Origin of the sequence: Halostella limicola (assembly GCF_003675875.1) — an archaeon.
Lineage (GTDB): Archaea > Halobacteriota > Halobacteria > Halobacteriales > Natronoarchaeaceae > Halostella > Halostella limicola.
On the sequence record NZ_RCDI01000001.1, the window covers coordinates 1,123,344 to 1,147,081 of the forward strand.

Annotated in this window: 21 protein-coding genes; 8 read left to right on the plus strand and 13 right to left on the minus strand. The window is 69.6% G+C overall.

Annotation, left to right across the window (positions count from 1 at the left end; genetic code table 11):
- Positions 1–30: 30 nt before the first annotated feature.
- The 6 genes from D8670_RS06690 to D8670_RS06715 all read right to left on the minus strand — a co-directional run bounded on the left by D8670_RS06690 (position 31) and on the right by D8670_RS06715 (position 3,847).
- The gene (locus tag D8670_RS06690) at positions 31–1,356 is read right to left on the minus strand and encodes a zinc ribbon domain-containing protein (protein WP_121817286.1); all 1,326 of its coding nucleotides are present in this window, start codon (positions 1,354–1,356) and stop codon (positions 31–33) included.
- 104 nt (positions 1,357–1,460) lie between these two features.
- A complete protein-coding gene (locus D8670_RS06695; protein WP_121817287.1) occupies positions 1,461–1,688 on the minus strand; it encodes a hypothetical protein in 228 nt (75 codons plus the stop codon).
- Between the two features lie 68 nt (positions 1,689–1,756).
- The gene (locus D8670_RS06700) at positions 1,757–2,290 is read right to left on the minus strand and encodes a DUF5815 family protein (protein WP_121817288.1); all 534 of its coding nucleotides are present in this window, start codon (positions 2,288–2,290) and stop codon (positions 1,757–1,759) included.
- Positions 2,291–2,333: 43 nt separating this feature from the next.
- Positions 2,334–2,618: a hypothetical protein gene (locus D8670_RS06705; protein ID WP_121817289.1), complete on the minus strand. Its 285-nt coding sequence runs from the start codon at positions 2,616–2,618 to the stop codon at positions 2,334–2,336.
- Between the two features lie 46 nt (positions 2,619–2,664).
- A complete protein-coding gene (locus D8670_RS06710) occupies positions 2,665–3,432 on the minus strand; it encodes a DUF7847 domain-containing protein (RefSeq protein WP_121817290.1) in 768 nt (255 codons plus the stop codon).
- A gap of 1 nt (position 3,433) precedes the next feature.
- Positions 3,434–3,847: a DUF7124 domain-containing protein gene (locus tag D8670_RS06715; RefSeq protein ID WP_121817291.1), complete on the minus strand. Its 414-nt coding sequence runs from the start codon at positions 3,845–3,847 to the stop codon at positions 3,434–3,436.
- A gap of 379 nt (positions 3,848–4,226) precedes the next feature.
- On the opposite strand from D8670_RS06715, the gene D8670_RS06720 reads away from it, so the two are divergent.
- The gene (locus D8670_RS06720; RefSeq protein WP_121817292.1) at positions 4,227–7,625 is read left to right on the plus strand and encodes an MEDS domain-containing protein; all 3,399 of its coding nucleotides are present in this window, start codon (positions 4,227–4,229) and stop codon (positions 7,623–7,625) included.
- On the opposite strand, the gene D8670_RS06725 is transcribed toward D8670_RS06720, so the two are convergent.
- Positions 7,622–7,864: a DUF7979 domain-containing protein gene (locus D8670_RS06725; protein ID WP_121817293.1), complete on the minus strand. Its 243-nt coding sequence runs from the start codon at positions 7,862–7,864 to the stop codon at positions 7,622–7,624. The two genes, D8670_RS06720 and D8670_RS06725, sit on opposite strands and share 4 nt — an antisense overlap.
- 114 nt (positions 7,865–7,978) lie before the next feature.
- Positions 7,979–9,223, minus strand: a complete 1,245-nt coding sequence (locus D8670_RS06730; RefSeq protein ID WP_121817294.1) for an NAD(P)/FAD-dependent oxidoreductase — start codon at positions 9,221–9,223, stop codon at positions 7,979–7,981.
- Between the two features lie 86 nt (positions 9,224–9,309).
- Here D8670_RS06730 and D8670_RS06735 point away from each other — a divergent pair, with 86 nt between their 5' ends.
- The gene (locus tag D8670_RS06735; protein WP_121817295.1) at positions 9,310–9,912 is read left to right on the plus strand and encodes a DUF6149 family protein; all 603 of its coding nucleotides are present in this window, start codon (positions 9,310–9,312) and stop codon (positions 9,910–9,912) included.
- 3 nt (positions 9,913–9,915) lie between these two features.
- Here D8670_RS06735 and D8670_RS06740 read toward each other — a convergent pair whose 3' ends face one another.
- The gene (locus D8670_RS06740; protein ID WP_205254042.1) at positions 9,916–11,997 is read right to left on the minus strand and encodes an IucA/IucC family protein; all 2,082 of its coding nucleotides are present in this window, start codon (positions 11,995–11,997) and stop codon (positions 9,916–9,918) included.
- An 86-nt stretch (positions 11,998–12,083) separates the two neighbouring features.
- Complete coding sequence (locus tag D8670_RS06745; RefSeq protein WP_121817296.1) at positions 12,084–13,424, minus strand: NAD(P)/FAD-dependent oxidoreductase; 1,341 nt, start codon at positions 13,422–13,424, stop codon at positions 12,084–12,086.
- A 167-nt stretch (positions 13,425–13,591) separates the two neighbouring features.
- Between D8670_RS06745 and D8670_RS06750 the strand changes: the two genes are divergently transcribed.
- The 4 genes from D8670_RS06750 to D8670_RS06765 all read left to right on the plus strand — a co-directional run bounded on the left by D8670_RS06750 (position 13,592) and on the right by D8670_RS06765 (position 16,494).
- The gene (locus D8670_RS06750) at positions 13,592–14,830 is read left to right on the plus strand and encodes a polysaccharide deacetylase family protein (protein ID WP_162994215.1); all 1,239 of its coding nucleotides are present in this window, start codon (positions 13,592–13,594) and stop codon (positions 14,828–14,830) included.
- Positions 14,831–14,893: 63 nt separating this feature from the next.
- A complete protein-coding gene (locus tag D8670_RS06755) occupies positions 14,894–15,772 on the plus strand; it encodes a homoserine kinase (RefSeq protein WP_121817298.1) in 879 nt (292 codons plus the stop codon).
- Positions 15,773–15,859: 87 nt separating this feature from the next.
- Positions 15,860–16,162, plus strand: a complete 303-nt coding sequence (locus D8670_RS06760) for a hypothetical protein (RefSeq protein WP_121817299.1) — start codon at positions 15,860–15,862, stop codon at positions 16,160–16,162.
- Positions 16,159–16,494 carry a hypothetical protein gene (locus tag D8670_RS06765; RefSeq protein ID WP_121817300.1) on the plus strand — a complete coding sequence of 112 codons (336 nt, stop codon included), beginning with the start codon at positions 16,159–16,161 and terminating at the stop codon, positions 16,492–16,494. Before D8670_RS06760 ends, D8670_RS06765 begins: the two co-directional genes overlap by 4 nt.
- Before the next feature lie 43 nt (positions 16,495–16,537).
- On the opposite strand, the gene pdxS is transcribed toward D8670_RS06765, so the two are convergent.
- Entirely contained in the window at positions 16,538–17,446 is a 909-nt protein-coding gene (pdxS, locus tag D8670_RS06770) for a pyridoxal 5'-phosphate synthase lyase subunit PdxS (protein ID WP_121817301.1), read from the minus strand.
- Positions 17,447–17,541: 95 nt separating this feature from the next.
- Between pdxS and D8670_RS06775 the strand changes: the two genes are divergently transcribed.
- Together D8670_RS06775 and D8670_RS06780 are read left to right on the plus strand one after the other, a co-directional pair.
- Entirely contained in the window at positions 17,542–18,288 is a 747-nt protein-coding gene (locus tag D8670_RS06775; RefSeq protein WP_121817302.1) for a DUF1405 domain-containing protein, read from the plus strand.
- A gap of 32 nt (positions 18,289–18,320) precedes the next feature.
- Positions 18,321–18,722 (plus strand): hypothetical protein, encoded by a 402-nt coding sequence (locus D8670_RS06780; protein ID WP_121817303.1) that lies wholly within the window; start codon positions 18,321–18,323, stop codon positions 18,720–18,722.
- Between the two features lie 69 nt (positions 18,723–18,791).
- Here D8670_RS06780 and D8670_RS06785 read toward each other — a convergent pair whose 3' ends face one another.
- Together D8670_RS06785 and D8670_RS06790 are read right to left on the minus strand one after the other, a co-directional pair.
- Positions 18,792–21,437, minus strand: a complete 2,646-nt coding sequence (locus D8670_RS06785; RefSeq protein WP_121817304.1) for a valine--tRNA ligase — start codon at positions 21,435–21,437, stop codon at positions 18,792–18,794.
- Between the two features lie 268 nt (positions 21,438–21,705).
- Positions 21,706–23,640 carry a cytochrome c oxidase subunit I gene (locus D8670_RS06790; RefSeq protein WP_121817305.1) on the minus strand — a complete coding sequence of 645 codons (1,935 nt, stop codon included), beginning with the start codon at positions 23,638–23,640 and terminating at the stop codon, positions 21,706–21,708.
- Between the last annotated feature and the right edge of the window lie 98 nt (positions 23,641–23,738).

Here is a 23,738-nt window from a genome sequence, read left to right on the forward strand (position 1 = left end):
TCGTCGGCCGGTGCCGCCGTTCGGCCGACGCTACGGTCGGTCGTCCGGCGACGCGTCCGGCGTCCCGGCGGCGCTCGCGAGCTCGCCTTCGGTTTCGTCGCCGGCCGCGCCGTCGTCGGTCCCGACTGCCGCCACGTCGGTACCCTCCACGTCGGCGGGCGAATCGTCGACCACGCCATCCGCTTCGTCGGTCGGGGCGTCGCCTGCCGCCCGGTCGCCTGTCGCCTCGTCGCCCGCTACCGCACCGCTCGGCGCCGCATCCTCGCCGAACCGCCGGGCGACGACGCCGCCGACCGCGCCGGCGACGCCCGCGAAGAGGCTGGTCCAGAGAACGGCGTCGACGAGCGGCGGCCCGGTCGACGCGCCGCCCTCCGCGACGGCGAAGAGGCTCGTCCCGACGGCGCCGACGGCGGCGTAGCCGACGAGCACGCTCGCGCCGAGCAGCGCGAAGTCGTTCCGGCCCCCGTCGAGGGTCGCGTCCCCGTGGGAACGGGCGTACAGCGCGCCGCCGGCGACGATGACGGCGAACGGGACGAGCGTGTACAGTTCGGAGGTCACGAGCGGGGGGACGGTGAACTGCGTCCAGTACTCCTCACCGAGTACCGCCACGACCTCGCCGCCCCCGGCCGTGGGCCGCTCGATCGGGACGTTGTGACCGGCGTAGAACAGCCAGCCGACGAGCTCCCACATCTGCTGGGCGCTGCCCTGCGCCACGTCGGTCAGCGGGAGTAGGTTCGTCGGACCGAGCGAGTGGTCGCCGCCGTGGACCACCAGCGCGTCGACCAGGAAGGCGATGTAGGTCGCGACGTAGGAGACGACCGCCAGCCCCGCGCCGACCGCGGCGCTTCGCTTCAGCGGGAGCGCAGTCACTCGGTCGGAAAGCGAGGGCCCGCTGTCGACGACCGGCCTGTCCGGTGCCGCCGGGGCGGGCTCGTGGGAGGCCGCGGGGCTGCGCTCTTCGGGTCCTCCCTGGGGGCGCTCGTCGGGCGCCGGCGAGTCCTCGTCGCCCCACGCCGGCTGCGACGCGGTGGACGCCTCGCCGCTCCGCCCCCCGGCGCGGCGGCCGGTGCCGTACTCCCGGCTGCCGCTCGGGGTCGAATCCGACGCCGCGCCCGGCGAACTCGCCGGATCGGTCGGTCGCGGATCGGCTGTGCTGTCATCGTCCGGGTCGGCGTCGTCAGAGGGCCGCTCGGACGGTTCGTTCGCTCCGGCGTCCGTTCCCGCGTCCGCGGCGTCGTCAGTATCGACGGCCGCCGACGCCGCCCAATCGCGGTACTCCCGGAGGTCCTCCCCACACCCGTGGCAGTACGTCACGTCGGGTTGCACCCGGGTTCCGCACTCGGGACAGTATTGCATGCCAATAAGTCGACATAGTCACATAATAAAGGTTAGCACGGTGTCAGTCGCGGCCGGATCGGGCCTCGTCCGGTCGTTCGCCGCCGTCGTGCCGAGCGCCGTCGTCAGGTCTCGTCCCGGAAGCGGTACCGGTAGGGCCGCTCGCGGATCACGTCGACGCCGCCGTCCTCGGCCCAGCGCCCGAGCACGGTCGCGACGCGGTGGGAACTGTCGACGTCGACGCCGTGTTCGGCGAGGACGTCTCGGATCTCGCTCGCCGTCAGCGGTTCCTCCGGATCGACCTCCGCGAGCACCTCGCGGATGTGTTCTCGCTCCCCCCGGTACGAGTGCATGGGAGAGAGTAACACGGCAATTATAATAAAAGATGGTCAGACAGCCGTCTGACAGGACCCGGACGCGGCTACGCCGGGGTGTCGTGTTCGTCGTCGAAATCCCGGCGCGCGCGGTACTGTTCGACGAACTCCGCGACGTCGAAGTCGAGCATCTGCTCCTCGAACTCCGTCATCGCCGCGTCGTTCTCGGCGTGACTGATCGCGTGTTCCATCAGCTCGACGACGAGTTCGACGGCGACCTCGTGCAGGCGGCGGGAGTCGAAGTCGGTGACCCACACTAGCGAGTAGCCGACGCTGCCGTTCTCCGAGACGTCCTCGCTGACGACGGCCTCGGGGAACTCCTCCATGACGATGCCCATGAGGTGGGTCGTCCCGAACTCGCCGAGGTCGTCCTCGGTCTCTATCGTCTGTCGGAGGACGTCCACGAGGAACTCGGGGAAGAAGCGCGACGGGGGGTGGATGTCCATCACGACGGCGTGGGTCTCCCCGCACGCGCAGTCGAGCTCCCGCAACCCCATGTCGAGGTCGGCGACGCGGATCGTCTCCTCGCAGGGAAGCGTCAGCTCGCCCCCCGATTCGCCCGGCACGCGCGGTTCTGCCATGCCCGCCGGTTGGGCGTTCAGGGGTAAAAGCGCCCCGACTCGGTCACTCGCCGAACCCCTCGGCCTCGGGGTCCTCGTAGTCCTCGTCTGCGTCGCCTCCGGGCTCGTCCCCGTCGGATCCCTCCGTCGCTTCCTCTTCACCGTCCGACTCGTCCGCCCCGCTCTCGTCCGGTTCGCCTCCGCGTTCCACTTCGACTTCGACCTCGATCTCCAGCCCGTCGGCCTCCAGTTCGGCCTCGGCCTCTGTCGTCTCGCCGACTTCGATCTCCAGTTCGTCGCTGTCGACCTCCACCTCTACCTCGACGTCGACCTCCGTTTTCGGTGCCATGACCGATGGAACGACCCCCGGAGTGAAAAACGGACAGGGGGAGGCGTCAGGGAAGCAGTTCGTCGTCGATGTCGGCGAACTCGTCGTCGCGCTCGTCCCCGTTCCGGAGCTGCTCGAACCCGACGGCGAGGACGGCGGCCGCGTAGACGAATGTCAGGGCGCTGACGGCGACGTTGCCGAGGTACGCGAGCGTCTCGCTCACCTCGAACACGAGCGAGAGCGGCAGGCCGGCGACGACCGTGAAGAGCACGACGACCAGGAGCAACGCCCCGAGCAGGAGCGCGACGCCGAGCCGCCGGCCGCTCGTGAGCGCCCATGACCGGCGGTACGCGCCCACGACCCCCTCGTCCTCCAAGGCGACGAACCCGACGAAGAAGGCGAACGTCACGAGGGCGAACACGCCCGGCACGACGAACAGCGCCAGCCCGACCCCCACCAGCGCGAGCAGGAGGAGGTAGCCGACGAAGCCGTGCAGGGTCGCGCGGCCGACGTTCCGGGTGACCGTACCCGGCGACGGGACGCCGTCGTCCGAGAGTGCCCGGAACGCGACGACGAACACGGCGGCCGTCGCCACGGTGGCGGCGAGCGACAGGGCCGTCGCGCCGGCGGCTGACAGCGGGAGCGAGAGCGGCCCGCCCGGATCGGGCGCGAGTTCGGGGTACTGCTCCCGGATCAGCGCCAGCGCCTCCGGGGGCTGGCTCTGCAACGCGGCGGCGCTCGCGACCTGCACGAGAAAGGCGACGCCGACGAGCGCGAGGCCCGTGCGCGAGGCCGTCCGTTCGTACCCGGTCCGGAGCGCCTCGGCGACGTTCATCTCAGGGCCAGTCGTCGCGCTCGTACTCGTCGTCCTCGTCCTCGTCCTCCGCGTCGCCGAGGTCCCACTCGGCGGCCTCCGCGGCCTCCGCTATCGTGAGGAACTCCCAGCCGACCTCCGCGGCGAGTTCCTCGTCCTCGTCGGTCGTGCCGATGAACACGTGCCGGTCGGTGTCGAACTGCTCTTTCACGCTCTCCAAGCTCTCGGCCTTGCCGCGCGGGCCGGAGAAGAAGTCCTGTCTGATCCGTTCCTTCCGCGTGAAGTTCGTCACGACGTAGGTCGGCTTGTCCGAGACGACGCCGACGTATTTGCTCCACCGGCGCGCGCCGTCGAACACGGCCGACGGACTCGCCAGTTCCTGCAGTGCCGCGAGTTCGAACGCGAGGGTCATCTCGCCGTCTCCGCCGCCATCCATACGTGAGCGTCGTCGCGGGGCGTGCAAAACCGCTTCGGTCTCCGGCAGTGCCGTCCCGTCGGGCCGATACCGGACCGGCCGGCCGGCCGCCGTCGTCTCGCCTGCGTGACCTGACCGTCGATACAGGTAACGGAACCGTAGAACTGCCCTCCTGCTTATTACCCATTAGTGCCTTCGTACCCTCACTCAGAGATCTACAGCGTGCCGTTACGCTGTCGGATGCCGTATCGCCTACAGAACGTTGCGACTATCGAAAGTCCGGTCCGCGACTCCCCCGCGCAGGCCGGCCGCCGGGCGTCCCCGTTCGCAGGGAGGGGCGGTCGCCCGCTGCGACGCCCCGCTCCCGCGATCACTCGTCGACACTCCCCTTACCCCCTAAATGAGTCAACGTACGATACCCACCGACCGATCCGACGTACTGAACCTGGACAGCGGTCTCGAAGCGCTCGACGCGAGCGACGAGTTCCACGGCTCCGTCGAGTGTCTCGACGGCGACCACTGCAACGACCACTTCGCGATGATCTACGAGAGCCGCGAGGAGCAGTTCGAGGCCGTCGTCCCGTTCGTTCGACAGGGGCTCGAAGACGGCGAGCGGTGTCTGTTCGTCGTCGACGAGACCCCCGAGCCCGTGGTGAAAGCGGCGCTGCGTGACGCCGGCGTCGACGTCGACGACGCGGTCGATTCGGGCGCGCTGTCGTTTCACGGCGTCGGGGAAACCTACCTCCGGAACGGCGAGTTCGACCCCGACGAGATGATCGACTTCTACGACGGGGCGATCGACGACGCCACCGCGGGGTACAACGCGCTCCGCGTGGTCGCCGACACGGGCTGGATCCTCGACGAGACGACGGACACGGAGAAGTTCATGGCGTACGAGTCCCGGGTGAACGACCTCTTCCGCGGCGAGGACTGCATCGCGCTGTGCCAGTACGACCGCGACCTGACGCCGCCGGACGTCCTCCGGGACGTCATCGAGACGCACCCGCATCTCATCTACGACGGCACCGCCTGCCACAACTTCTACTACACGCCGCCCGAGGAGTTCTTCGGCCCCGACGCGCCGGACAACGAGATCGACCGGATGATGGGGACGCTGGTCGACCGAACCGAGGCCCGAACGGCGCTCCAACAGCGGGAGCGGGACTTCCGCGAACTGTACGAGACGACGTCGGATCCGGACCTCGACTTCGAGGGCAAGCTCGCACGCCTCCTCGAACTCGGCCGGGAGCGGTTCGACCTGGGCATCGGCTTCCTCGCGCACGTGGACGGCGACGCGTTCCGGGTGATCGACGCGGTCGGCGACCACGAGCGGATCCAGCCCGGCGACACAGCCCCGCTCTCGGAGACGTACTGTCGGCAGTTGATCGACTCGGCCGAGCCGATGGGCGTCACCGACGCCCCCGCAGAGGGGTGGGAGGACGACCCCGCGTACGGGATCTACGGGCTCGACTCCTACGTCGGCACGACCGTCACCGCCGGCGCGGAGACGTACGGGACGCTCTGCTTCGCGGACCGCTCCCGCCGGAACGAGCCGTTCACCGACGCGGAGTACACGTTCCTCGAACTGATGGGGCAGTGGTTGAGCTACGAACTCGACCGCGAGGAGCGCGAGCGCTATCTCCGCGAGCAAAACGAGATAACCGCGAGCCCGGACATGGGGTTCGAGGAGAAGTTGCAGCAGCTCTTCGACCTCGGCTGCGAGCGGTTCGGCCTCGAATTCGGCGGGATGGCGCGCGTCGATCCCGACGCGGACGCCTTCGAGATAGAGCACGTCAGCGGCGACCACGAGCACTTCGAACCGGGCTTCGAACTCCCGCTCTCCGAGACGTACTGCACTGCCCCGATAGAGAGCGGGCGGGCGACCGGGGTGGCGGACCCGGAGGGGTACGAGGACGTCACCGTCTACCGGGAGTTCGGCCTGCAGTCGTACCTCGGGACGCACGTCGAGGTCGACGGCGGGGACGACCGGACGTTCTTCTTCGTCTCCTCCGAGCGCCGCGACGCGCCGTTCACGGAGGAGGAACTCACGTACCAGCGGCTACTGGGCCAGTGGGTGAAGTACGAACTCGAACGCGAGCGGCGCGAGCGCCGCCTCGCGACGCTCAACGACGCGAGCCGCGACCTGATGGCGGCCGAGTCGGCGACCGAAGTGACCGACTGCGTCGTCGATGCCGCTGACGGTCTGCAGATGCCGATCACGGCGGCCGCCCTCTGGGACGAGCAGGACGGCTCCCTGCGACCGGCGGGGCGCACCGACGCCGCCGAGGCGCTCGACGGCGTCGCGCCCTTCGCTGCGGGCGACGGGATCGGCTGGCGCGCCTTCGTCGAGAACGAGTCCCTCCGCGAGACGGCCCCGACAGGCGAAGGGGGCGCGATCACGGACGTCGTCGCCCATCCGATCGGGAGCCAGGGCGTCGTCGTCACCGGGACGACCGAGCCGAACGGGTTCCGATCGGCCGAACTGGAGTTCGCACAGACCGTCGCCGCAAACACGAGCGCGGCGGTCTGTCGCGCCGAGCGCGAGCGGCAGCTGCACGACCGGGAATCGACGCTCGCCGAGCAGAAGGAGTCGCTGGAGCGGCTCCGCCGGATCAACGACACCATCCGCGACATCCAGCAGGCGCTCGTCAGCGCGTCGAGCCGGGCGGAGATAGCCGAGGTCGTCTGCCGGCACCTCGCGGACGTCGGCCCGTACGACCTCGCCTGGATCGGCGACCACGACCGCGCGAGCGGCGAGGTCCGCCCGAACGAGTGGGCGGGCACCGAGAAGGGGTTTCTGGACGAGGTCGACGTCACGACCGGCGGGGACGGGGACGACCGGTCCCCGACCGCGGCCGCTGTCGAGTCCCGAGAGACCGTAGTCGTCAACCGCCTGCTCGACGACCCGCCGTTCGACCCCTGGCGACAGGCGGCGCTCAGTCGCGGGTACCACGCCGCCATCGCCCTGCCGCTCGGCCACGAGGACAGCCGCTTCGGCGTCCTCACGGTCTACGCCTCCGAGTCGGGCGTCTTCGACGATCTCGAACGCGCGGTCCTGTCGGAGCTTTCAGACACCGTCGCGTACGCGGTCAACGCCGTCGAGAGCAAGAAGGCGCTGGTCAACGACGAGGTGACGGAGCTGACGTTCGAGATCGCCGAGGAGGAGTTCCCCATCGTCCGGGTCGTCCGGGAGACCGACTGCGAGTTCACCTACGAGAACGTCGTCCTGCGTGCTGACGGCGGCCTCCGCATGTTCTTCTGCACCCGGGGTGCCGCGGCCGCCGACGTGGAGGCGTTCGCCTCCGAGCTACCGATCACGGGGCTAGAGCTGCTCTCCGAACGTGAGGTCGACGGGGAGACGGTCTGCCGGTTCGAGGTCGCCCTGTCCGACGAGAGCGTCACCGCGACCGTGCTCGACCACGGCGGCAGGATCGGCGACGTTCGGCTGGACGACGACGCCGCGAGCGTCCGGGTCGACCTCGCCGCCGCCGCCGAAACGCGCGAGTTCGTCGAGATGTTCGCGTCGAAGTTCCCGTCGTCCGAACTGGTCGCCAAACACACCCGGGAGCGGCCACAGCGAACGCTCGGCCGGTTCCGCGCCGAACTGACCGAGGACCTCACGGATCGGCAACTGGAGACGTTGCAGACCGCGTACTGTAGCGGGTACTTCGAGAAGCCTCGACTCCGGACGGGGAGCGAGGTCGCGGCGTCCATGGACATCTCCCAGCCAACGTTCAACAACCACCTCCGCGCCGCACAGCGCAAGGTGTGCGACGAACTGTTCGAGGCGGAGAACTAGTTGCGGTCGACCTCGTAGTAGCCGGTGAACACGACGACCTCGCCGTCAGTGAACTCGTTCGCGGTCCGGTCGTCCAGCGGGACGCCGGTCTCGCCGTCGTCCAGCAGGCCGTACAGCCGCTGCTGCGCTCGCTCGGACAGCTCGTCGACGTGGCGGACGCGGGCGTCCGCCGGTACAGATTCCGTTCGCCGCAGTCGCAGCGCCCCCGCTGGAGCGTCGCTCGTCGTGCTTCCGGACATGTTCCGTGCAAACGCTTGGCACAGTACGGCATAAGTCTTCGTGTGGCGGAGAATTTCGGAAACGGAGGACCCGTCGAACGGAGAAAACGGCGTCGCTACGTCGGTGACGGTCGCTTACTGCTCCTTCGCGGGGGCGTCGAGCTTGTCGAGGTCGACTTCCTTCTCCAGGAGGACGTCAGTCTGGTCGCCGACGTCGCGCTCCTCGCGGACGAGCTGCTTGTAAGCGCTCTGGGGCGCGAGGTCGCCGATGAGGACGCCGCCGATGATCTTGCCGTCCTTGAGCGCGAGGCGGCGCCACTCCGTGTCGCTGTACTTGCGCTCGACGTGTTCGTCGCCGAGGGTCGGGTGGCCGAACGAGAGGAAGGGGAAGTCGAAGTGGGTGATCGAGTACGAGGAGACCCAGCGGAACGCTTCCTCCTCGCCGTCGGCGACCATGTTCTGCGCTGCGACCTGCCCTTGCTCCTTCGCGCTGCCCCACGAGCCGTTCTGGCCGTGCTCGTTGAGGATGGTGTCATAGAACCGCGTCAGGTCGCCGGCCGCGTAGATGTCGTCGACGTTCGTCTGCATGTACTCGTCGACGACGACGCCGTCGTCGGTCTCGACGCCGGTGCCCCGCAGCACCTCCGTGTTGAAGTCGAGACCGATGGCGACGCCGACGAAGTCGCTGTCGTGCTCCTCGCCGTCGGGGGTGACCGTCGCGGTGACGCGGCCGTCGTCGTCCGTGACGAAGCGGTCGACGCCGGACTCGAAGACGGGCGTGACGCCCTTCTCGCGCAGGCCCTCGTGGATGATCTCGGCGCCCTCCTCCGAGAGCGCGTAGCGCCACCAGCGGTTGCCGCGCATGAAGTAGTTGGCGTCGACGTCCTGCGCGCCGCAGATCGCCGCGAGGTCGATGCCGAGCAGGCCCGCGCCGACGACGGCGCCCGTCTCGGCCTCCTCCGCGTGCTCGGCGATCTTGCGGGCGTCCTGGAACGTCCAGAAGTGGTGGATCCCCTCGGCGTCGCTGTTCTCGACCGGGAGCTGCGTCGGCGTGCCGCCCGTGGCGACGAGCAGTTTGTCGTACTCGTGGATGTCGCCCTCGTGGGTGTGGATCTCGTGGGCGTCGGGGTCGATCTCCGTGACGTGCGTGTTCAGCGCGAGGTCGATGTCGCGCTCGGCGTACCAGTCTTCCTCGTGGATGGAGATGGGGGCTTCGGGCAGTTTCCCCTTCGCGAACTCCTTGATGAGAATGCGATTGTACAGGGCTTCTCCTTCATCGGTGATGACGGTGATGTCGGCCTCGGGGTCCTCCTCCCGAAGCGTCTCGGCCGCGGAACTCCCCGCGATCCCGTCACCGATGATTACGTACGACTGGGTCATGTTCGGTGTCTTCGGAACGGGGGTTGAAGTGGATTGCTATCTCGAACGTCGTCGGCTTGATTAGGTTCCCGTCCCTAGGTCGCTCCATGAAGATCCGCCAGAACGTTCGCCACTGGGCCGCGAAGAAGTCCCTCACCACGCCGGTCGTCGGGAACGTGGTGCGGAGCAAGCTCGTCGACCTCCACACGAGCATCTTCCTCGACAAGGCCGACGAGGCCCGCAAGGCGGAGCGAAAGGACCACCTCGACGCCTTCTTCGACGCCACCTTCGACGCCTACGTCGCCGCGCTCGAGGCCGGCTTCACGGAGGCGCAGGCCCGGGAGATCACCCACATCCAGGCCAACTTCGACTTCTACAACCGCGGCTGGACCGAGATGATGGAGTTCCCGGGCGACGAACTGGAGACCCACTACGAGCGCTACGCCGACTTCTTCGACCGGCACGGGATCACCATCGACGACCCCCTCGGCGAGTTCCGCCCGCCGGGCGGCGTCCCGGACGCGCCGTCGACGCCCGAGAAACTCGACGACCCCGAACACCCCCACGCCGAGGGCGGATTCGCCGACGACGTGTACGTGGAGGACGAGGAGGGCAACCTCGTCGTCGGCGGGCAGGACGAGCCCGCGGACGTCGATGTCTCCGACGCACCCGGGGTCGACGAGGGCAGCGAGCGCGAGGGCGAAGCCTAACCCCTACTCCTCTGCGAGCGGGTTCGACACGTCGCTCGTGACGTACTCGTGGCGCTTGCCCCGGAGTCGCATCGCCGTGAGCGCCTTGTGCGTCGCCGGGTCCGCGTACAGCGCCGCCCGGTCGCGCCGGACCCGCTCGGCCGGGACGACTGGATCCGCCAGCAGCCGGTCGAACGCGGCGTCGCACGCCGAGCGGACCGCCGCCCAGCAGTCTGCCTCGTCGACCGAGCGCTCGGCCGCCACCGCCGCCACGAGTTCTGCGAGGTGGTTCTGGAACAGCGCGTAGTACAGCTTCCGGTGGATGTCCCCCTCGCCGTCGGCGTCGAGATCCGACTCCGGATAGGGGTCCATCGAGAGGCCCCGCTCTGCCAGCCGGCCGCCGTGGACGCGGATGCCGCCGAAGTCCCGCACCAGCGTCGCGACGGGGCGCGCGCCGTCGAACGCCACGACGCTGTTCTGGAGGTGGCTCTCCAGCGCGACGCCGTACGCCGAGAGCAGACGCAGTTGCTCGGGGACGACGACGCCGGCGTACTCGCGGACGAAGTCGACGGCGGCGTCGCCCGCCCTCGTCGTTCCCGTCGCGCCCGCGTACTCGTCTATCAGGTCCGCGACCACGGGGTGGCCGGTGGCCGGGTCGTCCGCGATCAGGCTCGACGCGACCACGGGGAGCGCGCCGTCGGGCACCAGCGGATGGGCCTCCGGCGGCCGCCGGTACAGCCCCGAGAGGTGCCGCGCCTCGTCGAACGGCTCCCCCTCGACGTGCGTGCCGCCGGGCGGGTAGTAGCAGGTCGCGGCGGGTTCGGCGAGGAAGCCGAGGGTCTCGAACGACTCCCGGTCCGTCACGGCCGACAACAGGTCGGTCACCTGTGGCCCGTTCGTCACCGCGTGGGGCGACAGCGTCCGCTCGACGTTCGTCGTCTGGACGCCGATAGCGAGCTTGAGCCGCGGCGGCGCGTCGGCCGCCAGCCGGTCGGTGTCGTGCGGGACGACCGTCCGGAGGTTCAGCTGCGGCGACGCCGGGTGCGAGTAGTCGTCGACGAGCGCTACCCGCCCGTCGCGGCGCTGGTCGGCGTACCGGTCGGGGATCTCGTGGTGGTACTGCCACGGGTGAACCGGCACCACGGCGTACTCGTCGGCGTCGCGGCCGGCCGGTACGGCGCGCTCGACCGCGCCGCGAAGCCCGTCGAACGCGGCGAGGACGCGCTCGGTGAACCGGTCCGCCTCCGCGGCGCTGGTCTCTAGCGCGCACGCCCGGTCGACGGCGACGAAGCGGAGCGAGATCCGGTCCGCGAACTCGGGCGCGTACGACAGCGCGTCGGTCGCCGTCATCCCCCGCCGGATCTTGCCGCCGGGGTGGAACGGGTGCCCGCCCGTCGTGACGCGCTCGAACGCGACGGCCGGCGCGGCGGCGGGGACGCCTTCGGCCACCGCGTCGAGCGGCGAGCCTTCAGCGTCCTCGACCGCGTCGGCGTGGACGCGCTGCGCGAGACGCGCCAGCGCGAGGTTCGCGACGCTCTCTTCGAGTTCGCCGCGGATCCGGTCGGCCTGCGCGGCGTCCGCGAACGCGCCGGCCCGCTCGACGAGCGGGACGAGGTCGACCGGGTGAGCGACCGTCTCCGCGCCGTCCGCGGGCGACCACCGCCGCGCCGGCCCGGCGAACCGATACCGGTCGTAGCCGTGGACCGCGGCGACGCCCGCGACGACGACGCTCTCGCCGGCCGGGAAGGGGAGCAGCGCGAGGCGGTCCACTGTCGCCGGGAGCGGTTCAGCGGCGTCCCGCAGCGCCTCGGCGGAGAGAGCCGTCAGCGGTGAGGGGTCGTCGGGGACGCGCGGCGCGTCCACGGCGACGATCCGCGCCTCGCACAGTCCCGCGGGCGAGCCCCGTATCAGCCCGCGCACGAGCCGGTGACATATCTCGCGGCGGGCGGCCGGCAGCGCGTCGCGATAGGCCGCTTCGGGCGGCGTCGCGAGGGCGTGAACGCGCGCGTAGTGCGCGGCGGCGGCGAACGCTCCTCGTTCGGCGGCCGTCCGCGGGGTGACGGGGTTCCGGTCGCGTCGGTGGTCGTCTTCGGGCACTGGGGTCACCTGCGTACCCGTACCTCCGACGCACTCCGTGAAAATACTCGGCGTCGCGGAACGACGCGGTCCCTCGTCCAGCGGCGGGACCCGGTTCAGCGCTCGGGCGTCGGCGTCGCCCGCGTCCCCGTCTCAGCGATCCGGTCCGCGACCTCGAACCCGGCGACGATACCGCCGTTGAGGCTGCGCTCGGGGTACTGCGCCCTGCTGGCCATCCCCGCGTAGTACAGTCCCTCCGCGACTTCGTCGCCGAGGTCGTAGGGGATCACCTTCTCCAGGTAGCCCCGCTCGTACACCGGCGCGGTACGGGGGTTCCGGGCGGTCTCGATCCAGTTCACCGAGTCGCGGTCGAAGTCGGGGAAGAGGTCCTCGATGCCGTCGAGCCACGTCTCCTCGACCGCGTCGTCGTCCATCTGCCAGACGTCCTCCGCGGGGTCCTGCACGTACCGGGCGACGTAGAGCAGGTGTTCGCCGCCGTAGCGCTCGGGCGGGACGAAGTTGGTGTGCTCGATGAGCGCGCCGAAGGGGGCGTCGTCGGCGACGTTGAGCCAGTAGGTACCGGTCAGCGGTTCGTCCATCGAGACGACCGAGCAGACCGTCCCCTGGAAGTCGATGGCGCACTCGTAGCCCGCCAGTTCCTCCAGCACGTTCGGCATCGCCGCGACGACCGCGCCGTCGACCGCGTGGGTCTCTACGCCGTCTGCGGTCTCCACGGTGAGCGAGTCGACCGCCCCGCCTTCGAACCCGAGGTCGGTCACGCGGGCGTTCGTGACGACGTTCTCGCGGCCGACCGCGTCGACCAAGGCGTCGAGGAAGACGCCGAACCCTCCGTCGACGTACCCCAGTATCTCGCCGCGCAGCAGGTCGCGCTCGCCGCGGAACTTGATCCGGCCCAGTAACCAGGCGGCGCTGACGTCCTCCTTGCGGGAGCCGAACTTTGCGTCCAGAAGCGGCTCCCAGAACGTCTCGTACACGTTCTCGGTGGTGTGGTCGATCAGGAAGTCCCGGATCGGCACGTCCTCGTAGTCGGTGATGTCGCCGTAAGCGTCGAACTCGGGGACGCCACCGCGGACGTCGATCTCCATGGTCAGCATCGTGAGGCGGAACGTGTCGTACACCGAGAGGTGGGGGAACGCGGCGATCTCCCAGGGCTTGTCGAGAGGGTGGACCACCCCGTCGACGTAGTAGGCGTTCTCGCCGACGCGCCACTCGACGCGGTCGCCGATCCCCAGTTCCTCGGCCAGATCGACGATAGTCTCCTCGGACTTCGAGAGGTGGTGGTAGAAGACTTCGAGGGGATCGCCTGCCGTCTCGTAGGTCGCCGCGAGGCCGCCGACGGCGTCCCCCGCCTCGAACACCCGCACCTCGCGGCCCCGCTGCTGGAGGCGGTAAGCCGCCGCTAGCCCCGCGATCCCGCCGCCGACGATACCGATCATGCCCGTTCGTAGTTCGGGGGGTGGAATGGGTCTTTTGATGGGCGACAACCGACGCAACCGGGTGAAACGCCGGACTAGCCGTCGTATTACTATGGCCGATATCGGCGAAGCAGCAGCCGATGGTGAACGGTTCGCGCCGCAGGTTCCTGGGGTTGAGCGCCGCGAGTATGGCCGGCGTCGCGGGATGTTTCAGGTCGAACGCGGAGTCGTCCGGGACGACAGGCACCGCAGCGACGGGATCGGCGCCGGCGGACCGCTGCGGTGACGCGGCGTTCGACGGCGACGACCCCCTCGCGGTCGAGTTCGACGCACGGCGGCGGTTCGGCTGCCGCGGCGAGCTCCTCGACGGGTTCGAGGACCTCTCCGTCTGGGAGACGTACGCCGGCCGTCTCGACGCCGCCGAAGGGAGCGCATACGCCGGGTCGCAGTCCGCGCGGCTGACCGCCGCGCCCGACGACGGCCGGGCCTGGATCTACCGGAAGTTCGACTCGCCGCTCGACCTGTCGGACCGGGACCTGTCGCTCGCCGTCCGGCTGGAGGCCCCGGAGTCCGAGAGCGTGGTCGTCCAGCTGCTCGCCCCGGACCGGGAGAACCAGATCGTCCTCTCGAAGGGCGTCTGGCGGGCGGGCTGGATGCGGGTCGACCTGGGGCCGTCAGCGGTGCGGGGCGACCCCGACCTGTCCGACGTGCGCGAACTCCGGATCCAGCTGCCGGTCGGAGAGGGCGATGAGGGCCGGCTACTGGTCGACGCCGTCCGCACGACGCCGAAACCGGACCGCGGCGCGGTGATGCTGACGTTCGACGACAACCACCGCACGCAGTACGAGACCGCCTTCCCGGTCATGGACCGATACGGGATACCCGGCACCGTCGGCGTGATACACCGGGCCGTCGACTACGACGCGACGATGTCCGTAGACGAGATGCGGGAGCTTCGCGACGCGGGGTGGGACATGGCGAGCCACCCGCAGCTCGACCGGAGCTTCCGCCAGCTATCGCCCGGGGAGGGGCGGACGGCGTTCCGCGAGTCGAAGCGGTGGCTCGTCGACGAGGGGTTCGAGGACGGCGCGCGCTTTCTCGTCTGGCCGTTCGGCAAGTACGACGCGGACGCCGTCTCGGCGGCCGCGCGGTACCACTACCTCGGCTTCGCCGGCGGCGGCAGTCCGGCCGGCGCCCGCGTCACCGAGCCGCTGGTGGTCGGTCGCGTCACCGGCGACGACCCGGAGCGGACGGCGGCGATGATCGACCTCGCGGAGCGGTACAACCTACTCACCGTCGTCCGGTGTCACACCGTCGGCGTCGACGACGACAAGTACGTCTCGACCGAGGGGTTCGAGCGGATCGTCGAGCACCTCGACGCGGCCGACGTGAACGCGGTGACCCCCTCCGACCTCTGGGACGGCTGAACGGGTCACGAACGAGCGGTGCTCTCCGCTACCTTTTTGCGTTCAGTAAGGTAACTGGCCTGCATGCTTACAGTCCGCGCTCCCGCGACGAGTGCGAACCTCGGGAGCGGGTTCGACGTGTTCGGGGCGGCGCTCGACCGCCCGGCCGACGTGGTGCGCGTCGAGCGCGCCGCGGAGACGACGATCGAAGTCACGGGCGCCGGCAGCCACTACATCCCGGAGGACCCGGAGAAAAACACCGCCGGCGCCGTCGCAGAGGCGCTCGACGCCCCCGCCCGCATCAAGATCGACAAAGGGGTCCGTCCGGCGTCCGGCCTCGGCTCCTCCGCCGCCAGCGCCGCGGGCGCGGCGCTCGCGCTGAACGAACTCTACGACCGCGGCCTCTCCCGGGAGGAACTCGTCCCGGTCGCGGCGGAGGGCGAGGCGCTCGTCTCCGGCGAGGCCCACGAGGACAACGTCGCCCCCGCCCTGCTCGGCGGGTTCACGATCGCCCGCGGGGACGGCGTCACCCACGTCGACGCCGACATCCCCCTCGTCGTCTGCCTCCCCGACATCGTCGTCTCGACCCGCGACGCCCGCCGCGTCGTCCCCGAGTCCGCCGCCGTGGAAGACGTGGTCGACACCGTCGGCCGCGCCGCCTCGCTCACCGTCGGGATGACCCGCGACGACCCGGACCTGGTCGGCGTGGGAATGGAGGACAACGTCGTCACGCCGGCCCGCGCGGAGCTCATCGACGGCTACGACGCCGTCCGCGAGGCGGCTCTGGAGGCCGGAGCCACGGGCGTCACCGTCAGCGGCGCGGGCCCCGGCGTCATCGCCGCCTGCTACGAGCGCCGCCGGCGCGAGGTCGCGAGCGCGATGCTCGACGCCTTCGACGACGCCGGGATCGAGAGCCGCGCCTACCAGACCCGCATCGCCGACGGCGCCGAGCTGTACGACTGACGCCGTTCGACGGCGCTCCCGCTGGCCCCCCGACCGAACCCGTTCGGTTCCGTGGTTTTATCCGTGTTTGCGAATAACTACCACGGTATGGCCGGTCGGAGACCCGACTACGGCGAGACCTCCCTCGGCGGCGACTCGCTCCGCCTCGTCGGTCGCCGCGCAGCGGTCGCCGGCGCGGCGGTCTGCGCGCTCGCGCTCCCCGTCGCGCTGGCGGCGGCCGTCGCCCTGTTCGGCGCCGGTCCCGCGGCTCCGGCGCGAGCGGCGGCGCTGCTCTCCGCGGAGGGGGCCTTCTCGGGGCTCGAACTCGTCTTCCGCGCCGCCGCGCTGTGTACGCTCGCCGGCGCGTGGCTGCTCGGCGCCGGACTCGTGATCGAGGGGCTGTTCGAGTGACCCGGGAGGGCGCCGCGGACGCCGCGAGCGCCCTCGCCGTCGGCGCGGCGGCGGCCGCCCTCCTCCGCTGGCGCGGCGTTCCGTTCTCGCCCGGCGCGGCGACCGCCGGGGCAGTCGGCGCGCTGGCGGTCGAGTGCGCGCTCCTCACTCGCCGAGAGCGCGTCAGGGCGCTCTGGGAGCGGCCCGTCGTCCGGCGGAGCGCGACCGTCGCCGGCGTCGCCCTGGCCGTCGCTCTCGGTCTCTACGGGCCGGGGTGGACGCTGTGGGCGGCGCTCGGCGGCGTCGGGGCGTACCTCGCGGTGCTGGCGCTCGTGGCGGTGAGGCGGTACTGACGCTCGCGCTCCGTCAAAAACGGGAGAAGAACGGGAATCCGGTTCAGACGCCGCGGTCCTGCAGTTTCTCTTCCTCGGGGAGGTCGGCGTTGGCGTCCCCGCGCATGCCGCTGCCGATGTCCTTGCTGATCTCGGCGAGCGCGTCGGGGTCGTCCCAGTTGTTCGTCGCCTGCACGATTGCCTCGCCCATCGCCTCGGGGTCCTCCGCGCCGAAGATGCCGCTGCCGACGAAGATGCCGTCGCAGCCGTGGTGAATCATCAGCGCCGCGTCCGCGGGGGTCGCGATGCCGCCCGCGGCGAAGTTGACGACCGGCAGGCGGCCCTGCTCCGCCGTCTCGTGGACGAGTTCGGCCGGGGCCTCGTGCTCGCGGGCCCACTTCTCGCGCTCCTCGTGGGTCATCCCCTGCAGCTTCCGGATGGAACCCTTGATGTTGCGCTGGTGGTGGACGGCCTGGTTCACGTCGCCGGTCCCGGCCTCGCCTTTGGTGCGGATCATCGCCGCGCCCTCGGAGATGCGCCGGAGCGCCTCGCCGAGGTTGCGCGCGCCGCAGACGAACGGCGAGGTGAAGTCCCGCTTGTCGATGTGGTAGCGGTCGTCCGCGGGCGTCAGCACCTCGCTCTCGTCGATCATGTCGACACCGATCGACTCCAGGATCTGCGCCTCCTTCGTGTGGCCGATGCGGGACTTGCCCATCACCGGGATCGACACCTCGTCGATGATCGCTTCCACGTCGACGGGGTCGGGCATCCGAGCGACGCCGCCGCGCTTGCGGATGTCGGCCGGGACGGCCTCGAGCGCCATCACGGCGACCGCGCCGGCATCCTCGGCGATGCGGGCCTGCTCGCGGTTCACGACGTCCATGATGACGCCGCCTTTCTGCATGCGGGCGAACCCCCGCTTGACGAGTTCCGTGCCGCGTTTGAGCTCCTCCAGATCGGTCTCTTCCGCCATGCTCGCCCCTTCGAACCGCCGGCACTTACAGGTGTCCTTTCCGCGACCGGACGAAACCGCTAGGGTTTTGCGCCCCGTCTCCGTGGTCGGAGTCGATGCGTTCGCTCCCCGAGTGCCCGTCGCTCCCGTGGTACGTCGCGCCGCTCCCCCGGAAACTGGAGGACGTCGGCCTGCGGTTCGCGTGGCTCATCGTCGCTATCAACCTCCTCGGGACCGCCTTCGGCTTCTGGTACTACGGCTTTCACCCCCTCCCGCCGTCGGACCCGCTGATCACCGGCCAGTTCGCCATCGAGCCCGTCATCCTGTGGCCGCTGGTGCCCGACAGCCCCGTCGCGACGCTGTTCATCGCCGGCGCGTTCGCCGCCTGGAAGCTCGGCCGCCCGCAGGAGTGGCTCACCGCGCTCGCCTTCTTCGGCTGCCTCAAGCTCGGCTTCTGGACGCCGTACACGCTGCTGGTGTTCAAGGCCGACTTCTCATACCTCCACTGGGCGATGTACAACTTCCTGTTCTGGAGTCACCTCGCGATGGTCGTCCAGGCGTTCGTCCTCTACCGCTTCGCCGACTTCCCGGTGCGGGCCGTCGCCGTCGCCCTCGGCTGGTACGCGCTCAACGACGTGGTCGACTACTTCGTCCCCGTCGTCGGCACGCCGCATCACACGCTCATCCCCGCCGAGGAGATAACGTCGAGCGGCGTCGTCCACACCAGCCCCGCCCACGAGTACGCCGCCGCCGGCGCGGTCGTGCTGACGCTGCTGGCGACGTTTCTGGCGCTCGCGACGCGGGTGAAGAAGCTGGAGCGGCGGCTCGAAGAGGGTGAAACGACTGCTTCAGCCAACCCCTGACTTATGCTCCCGGCGGCCGACGGTTTCGCGTGATGAACCGACGCGAGGCGCTCGCTTCCGTCGCCGCGGCGCTCGTCCCACCCGGTTGCCTCGGAACGGCGGCGGACGACGGGACGACGACACCTGATCGGAGTATCGACGATATCACGGTGACCAACGAGACACCCGAGCGGACGACGTTCTCCGTCTCGGCTCGGGACGTCGGGACCGACGCCCTCGCGTTCGAGGACCGCGCGACGCTCGAACCGGACGGCGAGGACGGCGACTACCGGGCGTACGCGGACGTTCTGAACGACGGGACGGCGTACGAGATACTCGTCGAGACCGAGGGCACCGAGGCGTCGTTCGAGTGGGGCGGGGAGACGGACGACAACCGGGGACTCCGCGTCGATCTGACGGCCGACGCCATCGAGTTCACGCCGATAGTTCACTGAGTGCGTCGGCACCGCCGACAGTACGTCACTGCTGAACCGCAGACACACCGGGAACGCCCGGTGAGCCGACTAGTTCCGTACGACGACGATCGCCGACTCCGTCTCGATCATCTCGCCCTCGCCGGAGTAGGTGCGCTCGCGTTCGACCTCGAACAGGTCCTCGCCGAGTTCCTCGCCCGCGACGTGCAGGGTGCCGCCCTCGATCTCGAAGTCGCCGCTCTCGATGGCGGCGTCGATGTCGCCGACCTTCTCGCCGTACTGCGGGCCGACCGTCGAGTAGTCGAGGTCGACGCTCGTGATCTCGGTGGTGGTCTCGGGGTCCTCGTCGTACGCCTCCAGCGCGTCGACGTGCATCACCTCGGCGATGGCGTCGGCCATGCCGGCGACGTCGCCGTACACCTCGACCGCGTCGAGTTCGGCGTTGAGCGCGAGCTGGTGCTCGGTCTTGTACTTGCGGAGCGCCGAAACGACCTCCATCGCCGTCTCGCCGGCCGCGAGGTCGGCCTCGTAGCCGCGCGGCTCGGGCCAGTCAGTCGTGTGGACGCTGTCGTCGCCGTGCATCGACCGCCACAGCTCCTCGGTGACGTGGGGCAGAAGCGGCGCGAACAGCTTGCAGAACGTCCGGTGGGCCGTCCGCAGCGCGAACGCCGTCGAGTCGGTGTCGCGGTTCTTCGCGATCTCCAGGTAGTCGTCGCAGAACGTGTTCCAGAAGAACGTCCGGAGGTTGTCCCGGGCCTTGGCGTACTCGTGCTCGCGGAACTGCTCGGTCGTCTCCGCGACGACGGCGTCGAGTTCGGCCAGCAGCCACTCGTCGATCGGGTCGAGTTCGTCCGGCTCCTCGACCTCGGCGGGCGTCAGCTGGTCGACGAGCTTCGAGGCGTTCCAGAGCTTGCGAAGCAGCTTCTCGCCGGCGACGATGTCCTTCTCCAGGTACGGGAAGTCGTCGCCGACAGCCGACGAGGCGGCCCAGTAGCGGATGGCGTCGACGGGGTACTCGCCGACGACGTCGTCAGGGTCGACGACGTTGCCCTTCGAGGAGGACATCTTCTCGCGGTTCTCGTCGAGCACGTGGCCGTTGATGAGGACGCCGTCGAACGGTACCTCGCCGGTGTGCTCGTAGCACTTGACGACGGTGTGGAACAGCCAGAAGCTGATGATGTCGTGGCCCTGCGGGCGCAGGTCGAACGGGTAGAGTTCGGGGTTGTCGAGATCGCCCTCGGCGAGTTCGCCGTCGCCGAGGTTCTCGGGCTCCCAGCCGGCGTTGATGAGCGGCGTCAGCGACGAGGTCGCCCACGTGTCGAGGACGTCGTCCTCCGGTTCGAACTCGTCGTGCCCGCACTCGGGGCAGGCGTCGGCCGGCGGGTCGTCGGCGAGCGGGTCGACCGGGAGGTCCTCCCGGTCGGCCATGACCTCCTGACCGCAGTCCGCGCAGTACCACACCGGGAACGGGATGCCGGAGTCGCGTTGGCGGGAGATGAGCCAGTCCCACTCCAGCCCCTCGATCCAGTGTTCGTACCGCGTGAACATCTTCTCGGGGAACCAGTCCATCTGCTGCCCGGCTTCGAGGTACTCCTCTTTGTGGTCGAGCACCTCGATGTACCACTGCTCGGAGACGCGGAACTCAACGTCGGTCTCGCAGCGCTCGTGGACCTGGACGGCGTGGGTGTGTTCCTCGCGGTCGACGAGGTGGCCCGCCTCGTCCAAGTCCTCGGCGATGGCCTCGCGGGCCTCCTTCGTGCTCATGCCCTCGTAGTCGCCGGCGAGGTCGGTCATCGTCGCGGACTCGTCGATGGCGACCCGCAGCGGCAGGTCGTGGGCCTGGTACCACTCGATGTCGTTCTGGTCGCCGAAGGTACAGCACATGACGACGCCGGTCCCCGTCTCCAGGTCGACGCGGTCGTCCTCGATGATCGGGACGGTGTGGCCGAACAGCGGCACCTCGGCCTCCTTCCCGATCAGCTCCTCGTTCTCGTCGTCCTCGGGGTGGACGAAGACGGCGACGCAGGCCGGGAGCAGTTCGGGACGCGTGGTGCCGATGACGAAGGAGTCCCGACCGCTCTCTGTCGGTTCAGTCAGGTCGAACCGCACGTCGTTGAAGTGGGTGTGGCGCTCGGCGTCCTCCTGTTCGACCTGCGAGATTGCCGTCTCGCACTCGGGACACCAGATCGCGGGCGCCTTCTTGCGGTACTCGCGGCCCTGCTCGTACAGATCGAGGAACGAAAGCTGGGAGATCCGCTGGACCTCGGGACTGATGGTCTTGTAGGTCCGGTCCCAGTCGATCGACATCCCCAGCCCCTGCATCTTTTCCGTGAACTCGGCCTCGTACTCGCGACAGACCTCGCGGCACTTCTCCTGGAACTCCCGCCGGGAGAAGTCCTGGTGGCGGATACCGAGTTCCTGCTCGGTGAGGCGCTCGGACGCGATGCCGTTGTCGTCGTAGCCGAACGGGAACAGCACCTCCTCGTCGGCCATCCGGTGGAAGCGGGCGGCGAAGTCCTGCAGCGTGTGGGCGTACATGTGGCCCATGTGGAGGCTCCCGGAGACGGTCGGCGGGGGCGTGTCGATGCTGTACACCGTGTTCGGGTCAACACCGGGGTCGCCTTCGTACGCGTACGTCTTGTTCTCCACCCAGTGCTGCTGCCACTTTTCCTCGACCGTCTCGGCGTCGTACTCGCCGTCGGGGCCGTCGTCTCGTTGTTCCGTTTCTGCGCTCATGTTATCAGTTTGCGACGTTCTATTGTCTGGTTGGTTCGGGGCCGTTGCGACCGGACGAGAATGGGAGATGGTGGGGCTAGGGGGCCCCTACACGTACCGGTACGGCGACGGCGCGCTCGGGCCGCCCGTCCGGGTTCCTCCGGCGCATTATCGTATGAATCCCCTCGTTCGGATTTAACCTTTTTGTCCTGTCGACGCGGGCGGACCGGCGGGCGGCGGTCCGCCGTCGGCCCACCGTCAGAACCTCGACCGTCGGCCGGCCGCAAAGTCACTCGCCCTGCCCTTCGTCGGCCCCGCCGCGGTTGGCGGGGTCGTCCGCGTGGTCGTCGCCCGCGTCGTGATCGTCGTCCGCGTGGTCGTCACCAGCGTCGCTCGCGTCACCCCCCGACTGGTCGCTCTCGTCGTCCTCGTCCCAGTCCTCGACCATCGCTTCCGCCTGCCGCGTTTCCGCCTCCGGTTCCGGCGCCTCGCCGACCGCCGCTCCGCCCTGTTTCGCCAGTCGTCGCTCGAACCACCGCCACTCGCGGGAGAACTGGTTCGTCTCCTTTAGGTCCCACACGTCGGCGTCGCGGACCGGGATGCCGATCCGGTACGACTGTATCATGTTGATCAGCCAGAGGACGACGCTGACGCCGATGAGCAGGGCCCCTATCGAGGCGACGATCTGGTGTGGGTGGTAGATCTCGGGGTACTCCGCGTAGCGCCGCGGCATGCCGTCGTTGCCCATCACCAGCATCGGCAGGAACGTGAGGAGGACGCCGGGGATCATGGTGAGCGCCTGGGCCCTCGCGAGGCGGCGGTCGTACAGCCGGCCCGTCAGCAGGGGGAACCAGAAGTAACTCGCCGCGAACATCGAGAACGGGATGATCGCCATGATGATGAGGTGGAAGTGACCGACCACGTACAGCGTGTCGTGCACGCGCATGTCGTACGGTATCACGGCGGTGAAGACGCCGGTGACGCCGCCGATGGCGAAGATGCCCACCCCCGCCGCGCAGAACAGGAACGGCGCGGAGAGGCGGAGCCGCCCGTACCACATCGTGGCGATCCAGTTGAACGTCTTCACGGCGCTGGGCACGGCGATGGAGAGCGACGTGACCATGAACGCGGCGCGCAGCTGGGGGTGCATCCCCAGCACGAACATGTGGTGGGCCCAGACGCCGAACGACAGCACGCCGATGGCCAGCGTCGAGTAGACGACGAAGCGGAAGCCGAACAGGTGCCGCCCCACCAGCTTCGGCAGCACGTAGCTGATGAGGCTGAACGCCGGCAGGACGAGGATGTACACCTCGGGGTGGCCGAAGAACCAGAACAGGTGCTGCCACAGCTCCGGCCCGCCGCCCTCGACCGCGAAGAAGGACGTCCCGAAGTTGCGGTCGAGCAGCAGCATGACGAGCGCACTCCCGAGCACCGGGAAGGCGAACAGGACGATCGCGCTCGTGGTGAGCATCCCCCACGAGAAGATGTCGAGGTTCGCCCAGCCGACGTCCTCGTCGCGCTCGCAAAACACCGTGACGATGACGTTGATCGCCGCGATGGTCGTCGCGATGCCGGAGAGGTGGAGGCCGAGCAGGGTCACGTCGATCTGGGGGTTCGCCATCTCCGCGGTCATGGGCGTGTACATCGTCCACCCCATCTCGACCGGGCGCATGTCCAGCAGTATGGGGACGGAGACGCCGACGAACTCCAGGCCCTTCCCCAGCACCTCCGTGATGAGGCCGCCGCGGACGAGCGCGAGCGACGGGGGCAGCAGCCAGAACGCGATGGCGTTGATCCGGGGGAACGCCATGTCGTCGGCCCCGATGAGGATCGGGAGGAAGTAGTTCGCGATCCCGGTGAAGACCGGGGTGACGAAGAAGAGCAGCATCGTCAGGCCGTGGGTCGTGAACAGCGCGTTGTACGTCTCGACGTCCCAGACGGTCGTCGTCGGCGTCAGCAGCTCCGTCCGGATCATCATCCCGTCGACGCCGCCCCACAGCGCGGCGACGGTGCCGAGCAGGAGGTAGAGCACGCCGATGTCGCGGTGGTCGACCGTCGTCAGCCACCGGACGACGAAGTTGGCCGGTTTCTCCGTCCCGACGTCGAGGCCGGTGACGTACCCGCCGTCGCGTCGCGGTCGCTTCGGACGGCCGCGCCACAGCGCGACGGTTGCGAGCGCGAGCAGTGCTCCCCCCAGCAGGACGATCCCCGGTATGCGGCCCATTGACTACCACCCCCAAATGACGTCCGTCCCATCCACGCGCATCCGGAAATACGGGCGGGGCACCCGTCGGCTGGCGGATCATCTCGCGGCGTCGGACG

Bases quoted from the DNA above. Each gene is read 5' to 3' on its own strand.
- D8670_RS06690 (WP_121817286.1), bottom strand. From the start codon at position 1,356: ATGCAATACTGTCCCGAGTGCGGAACCCGGGTGCAACCCGACGTGACG.
- D8670_RS06695 (WP_121817287.1), bottom strand. From the start codon at position 1,688: ATGCACTCGTACCGGGGGGAGCGAGAACACATCCGCGAGGTGCTCGCG.
- D8670_RS06700 (WP_121817288.1), bottom strand. From the start codon at position 2,290: ATGGCAGAACCGCGCGTGCCGGGCGAATCGGGGGGCGAGCTGACGCTT.
- D8670_RS06705 (WP_121817289.1), bottom strand. From the start codon at position 2,618: ATGGCACCGAAAACGGAGGTCGACGTCGAGGTAGAGGTGGAGGTCGAC.
- D8670_RS06710 (WP_121817290.1), bottom strand. From the start codon at position 3,432: ATGAACGTCGCCGAGGCGCTCCGGACCGGGTACGAACGGACGGCCTCG.
- D8670_RS06715 (WP_121817291.1), bottom strand. From the start codon at position 3,847: ATGGATGGCGGCGGAGACGGCGAGATGACCCTCGCGTTCGAACTCGCG.
- D8670_RS06720 (WP_121817292.1), top strand. From the start codon at position 4,227: ATGAGTCAACGTACGATACCCACCGACCGATCCGACGTACTGAACCTG.
- D8670_RS06725 (WP_121817293.1), bottom strand. From the start codon at position 7,864: ATGTCCGGAAGCACGACGAGCGACGCTCCAGCGGGGGCGCTGCGACTG.
- D8670_RS06730 (WP_121817294.1), bottom strand. From the start codon at position 9,223: ATGACCCAGTCGTACGTAATCATCGGTGACGGGATCGCGGGGAGTTCC.
- D8670_RS06735 (WP_121817295.1), top strand. From the start codon at position 9,310: ATGAAGATCCGCCAGAACGTTCGCCACTGGGCCGCGAAGAAGTCCCTC.
- D8670_RS06745 (WP_121817296.1), bottom strand. From the start codon at position 13,424: ATGATCGGTATCGTCGGCGGCGGGATCGCGGGGCTAGCGGCGGCTTAC.
- D8670_RS06750 (WP_162994215.1), top strand. From the start codon at position 13,592: ATGGCCGGCGTCGCGGGATGTTTCAGGTCGAACGCGGAGTCGTCCGGG.
- D8670_RS06755 (WP_121817298.1), top strand. From the start codon at position 14,894: ATGCTTACAGTCCGCGCTCCCGCGACGAGTGCGAACCTCGGGAGCGGG.
- D8670_RS06760 (WP_121817299.1), top strand. From the start codon at position 15,860: ATGGCCGGTCGGAGACCCGACTACGGCGAGACCTCCCTCGGCGGCGAC.
- pdxS (WP_121817301.1), bottom strand. From the start codon at position 17,446: ATGGCGGAAGAGACCGATCTGGAGGAGCTCAAACGCGGCACGGAACTC.
- D8670_RS06775 (WP_121817302.1), top strand. From the start codon at position 17,542: ATGCGTTCGCTCCCCGAGTGCCCGTCGCTCCCGTGGTACGTCGCGCCG.
- D8670_RS06780 (WP_121817303.1), top strand. From the start codon at position 18,321: ATGAACCGACGCGAGGCGCTCGCTTCCGTCGCCGCGGCGCTCGTCCCA.
- D8670_RS06785 (WP_121817304.1), bottom strand. From the start codon at position 21,437: ATGAGCGCAGAAACGGAACAACGAGACGACGGCCCCGACGGCGAGTAC.
- D8670_RS06790 (WP_121817305.1), bottom strand. From the start codon at position 23,640: ATGGGCCGCATACCGGGGATCGTCCTGCTGGGGGGAGCACTGCTCGCG.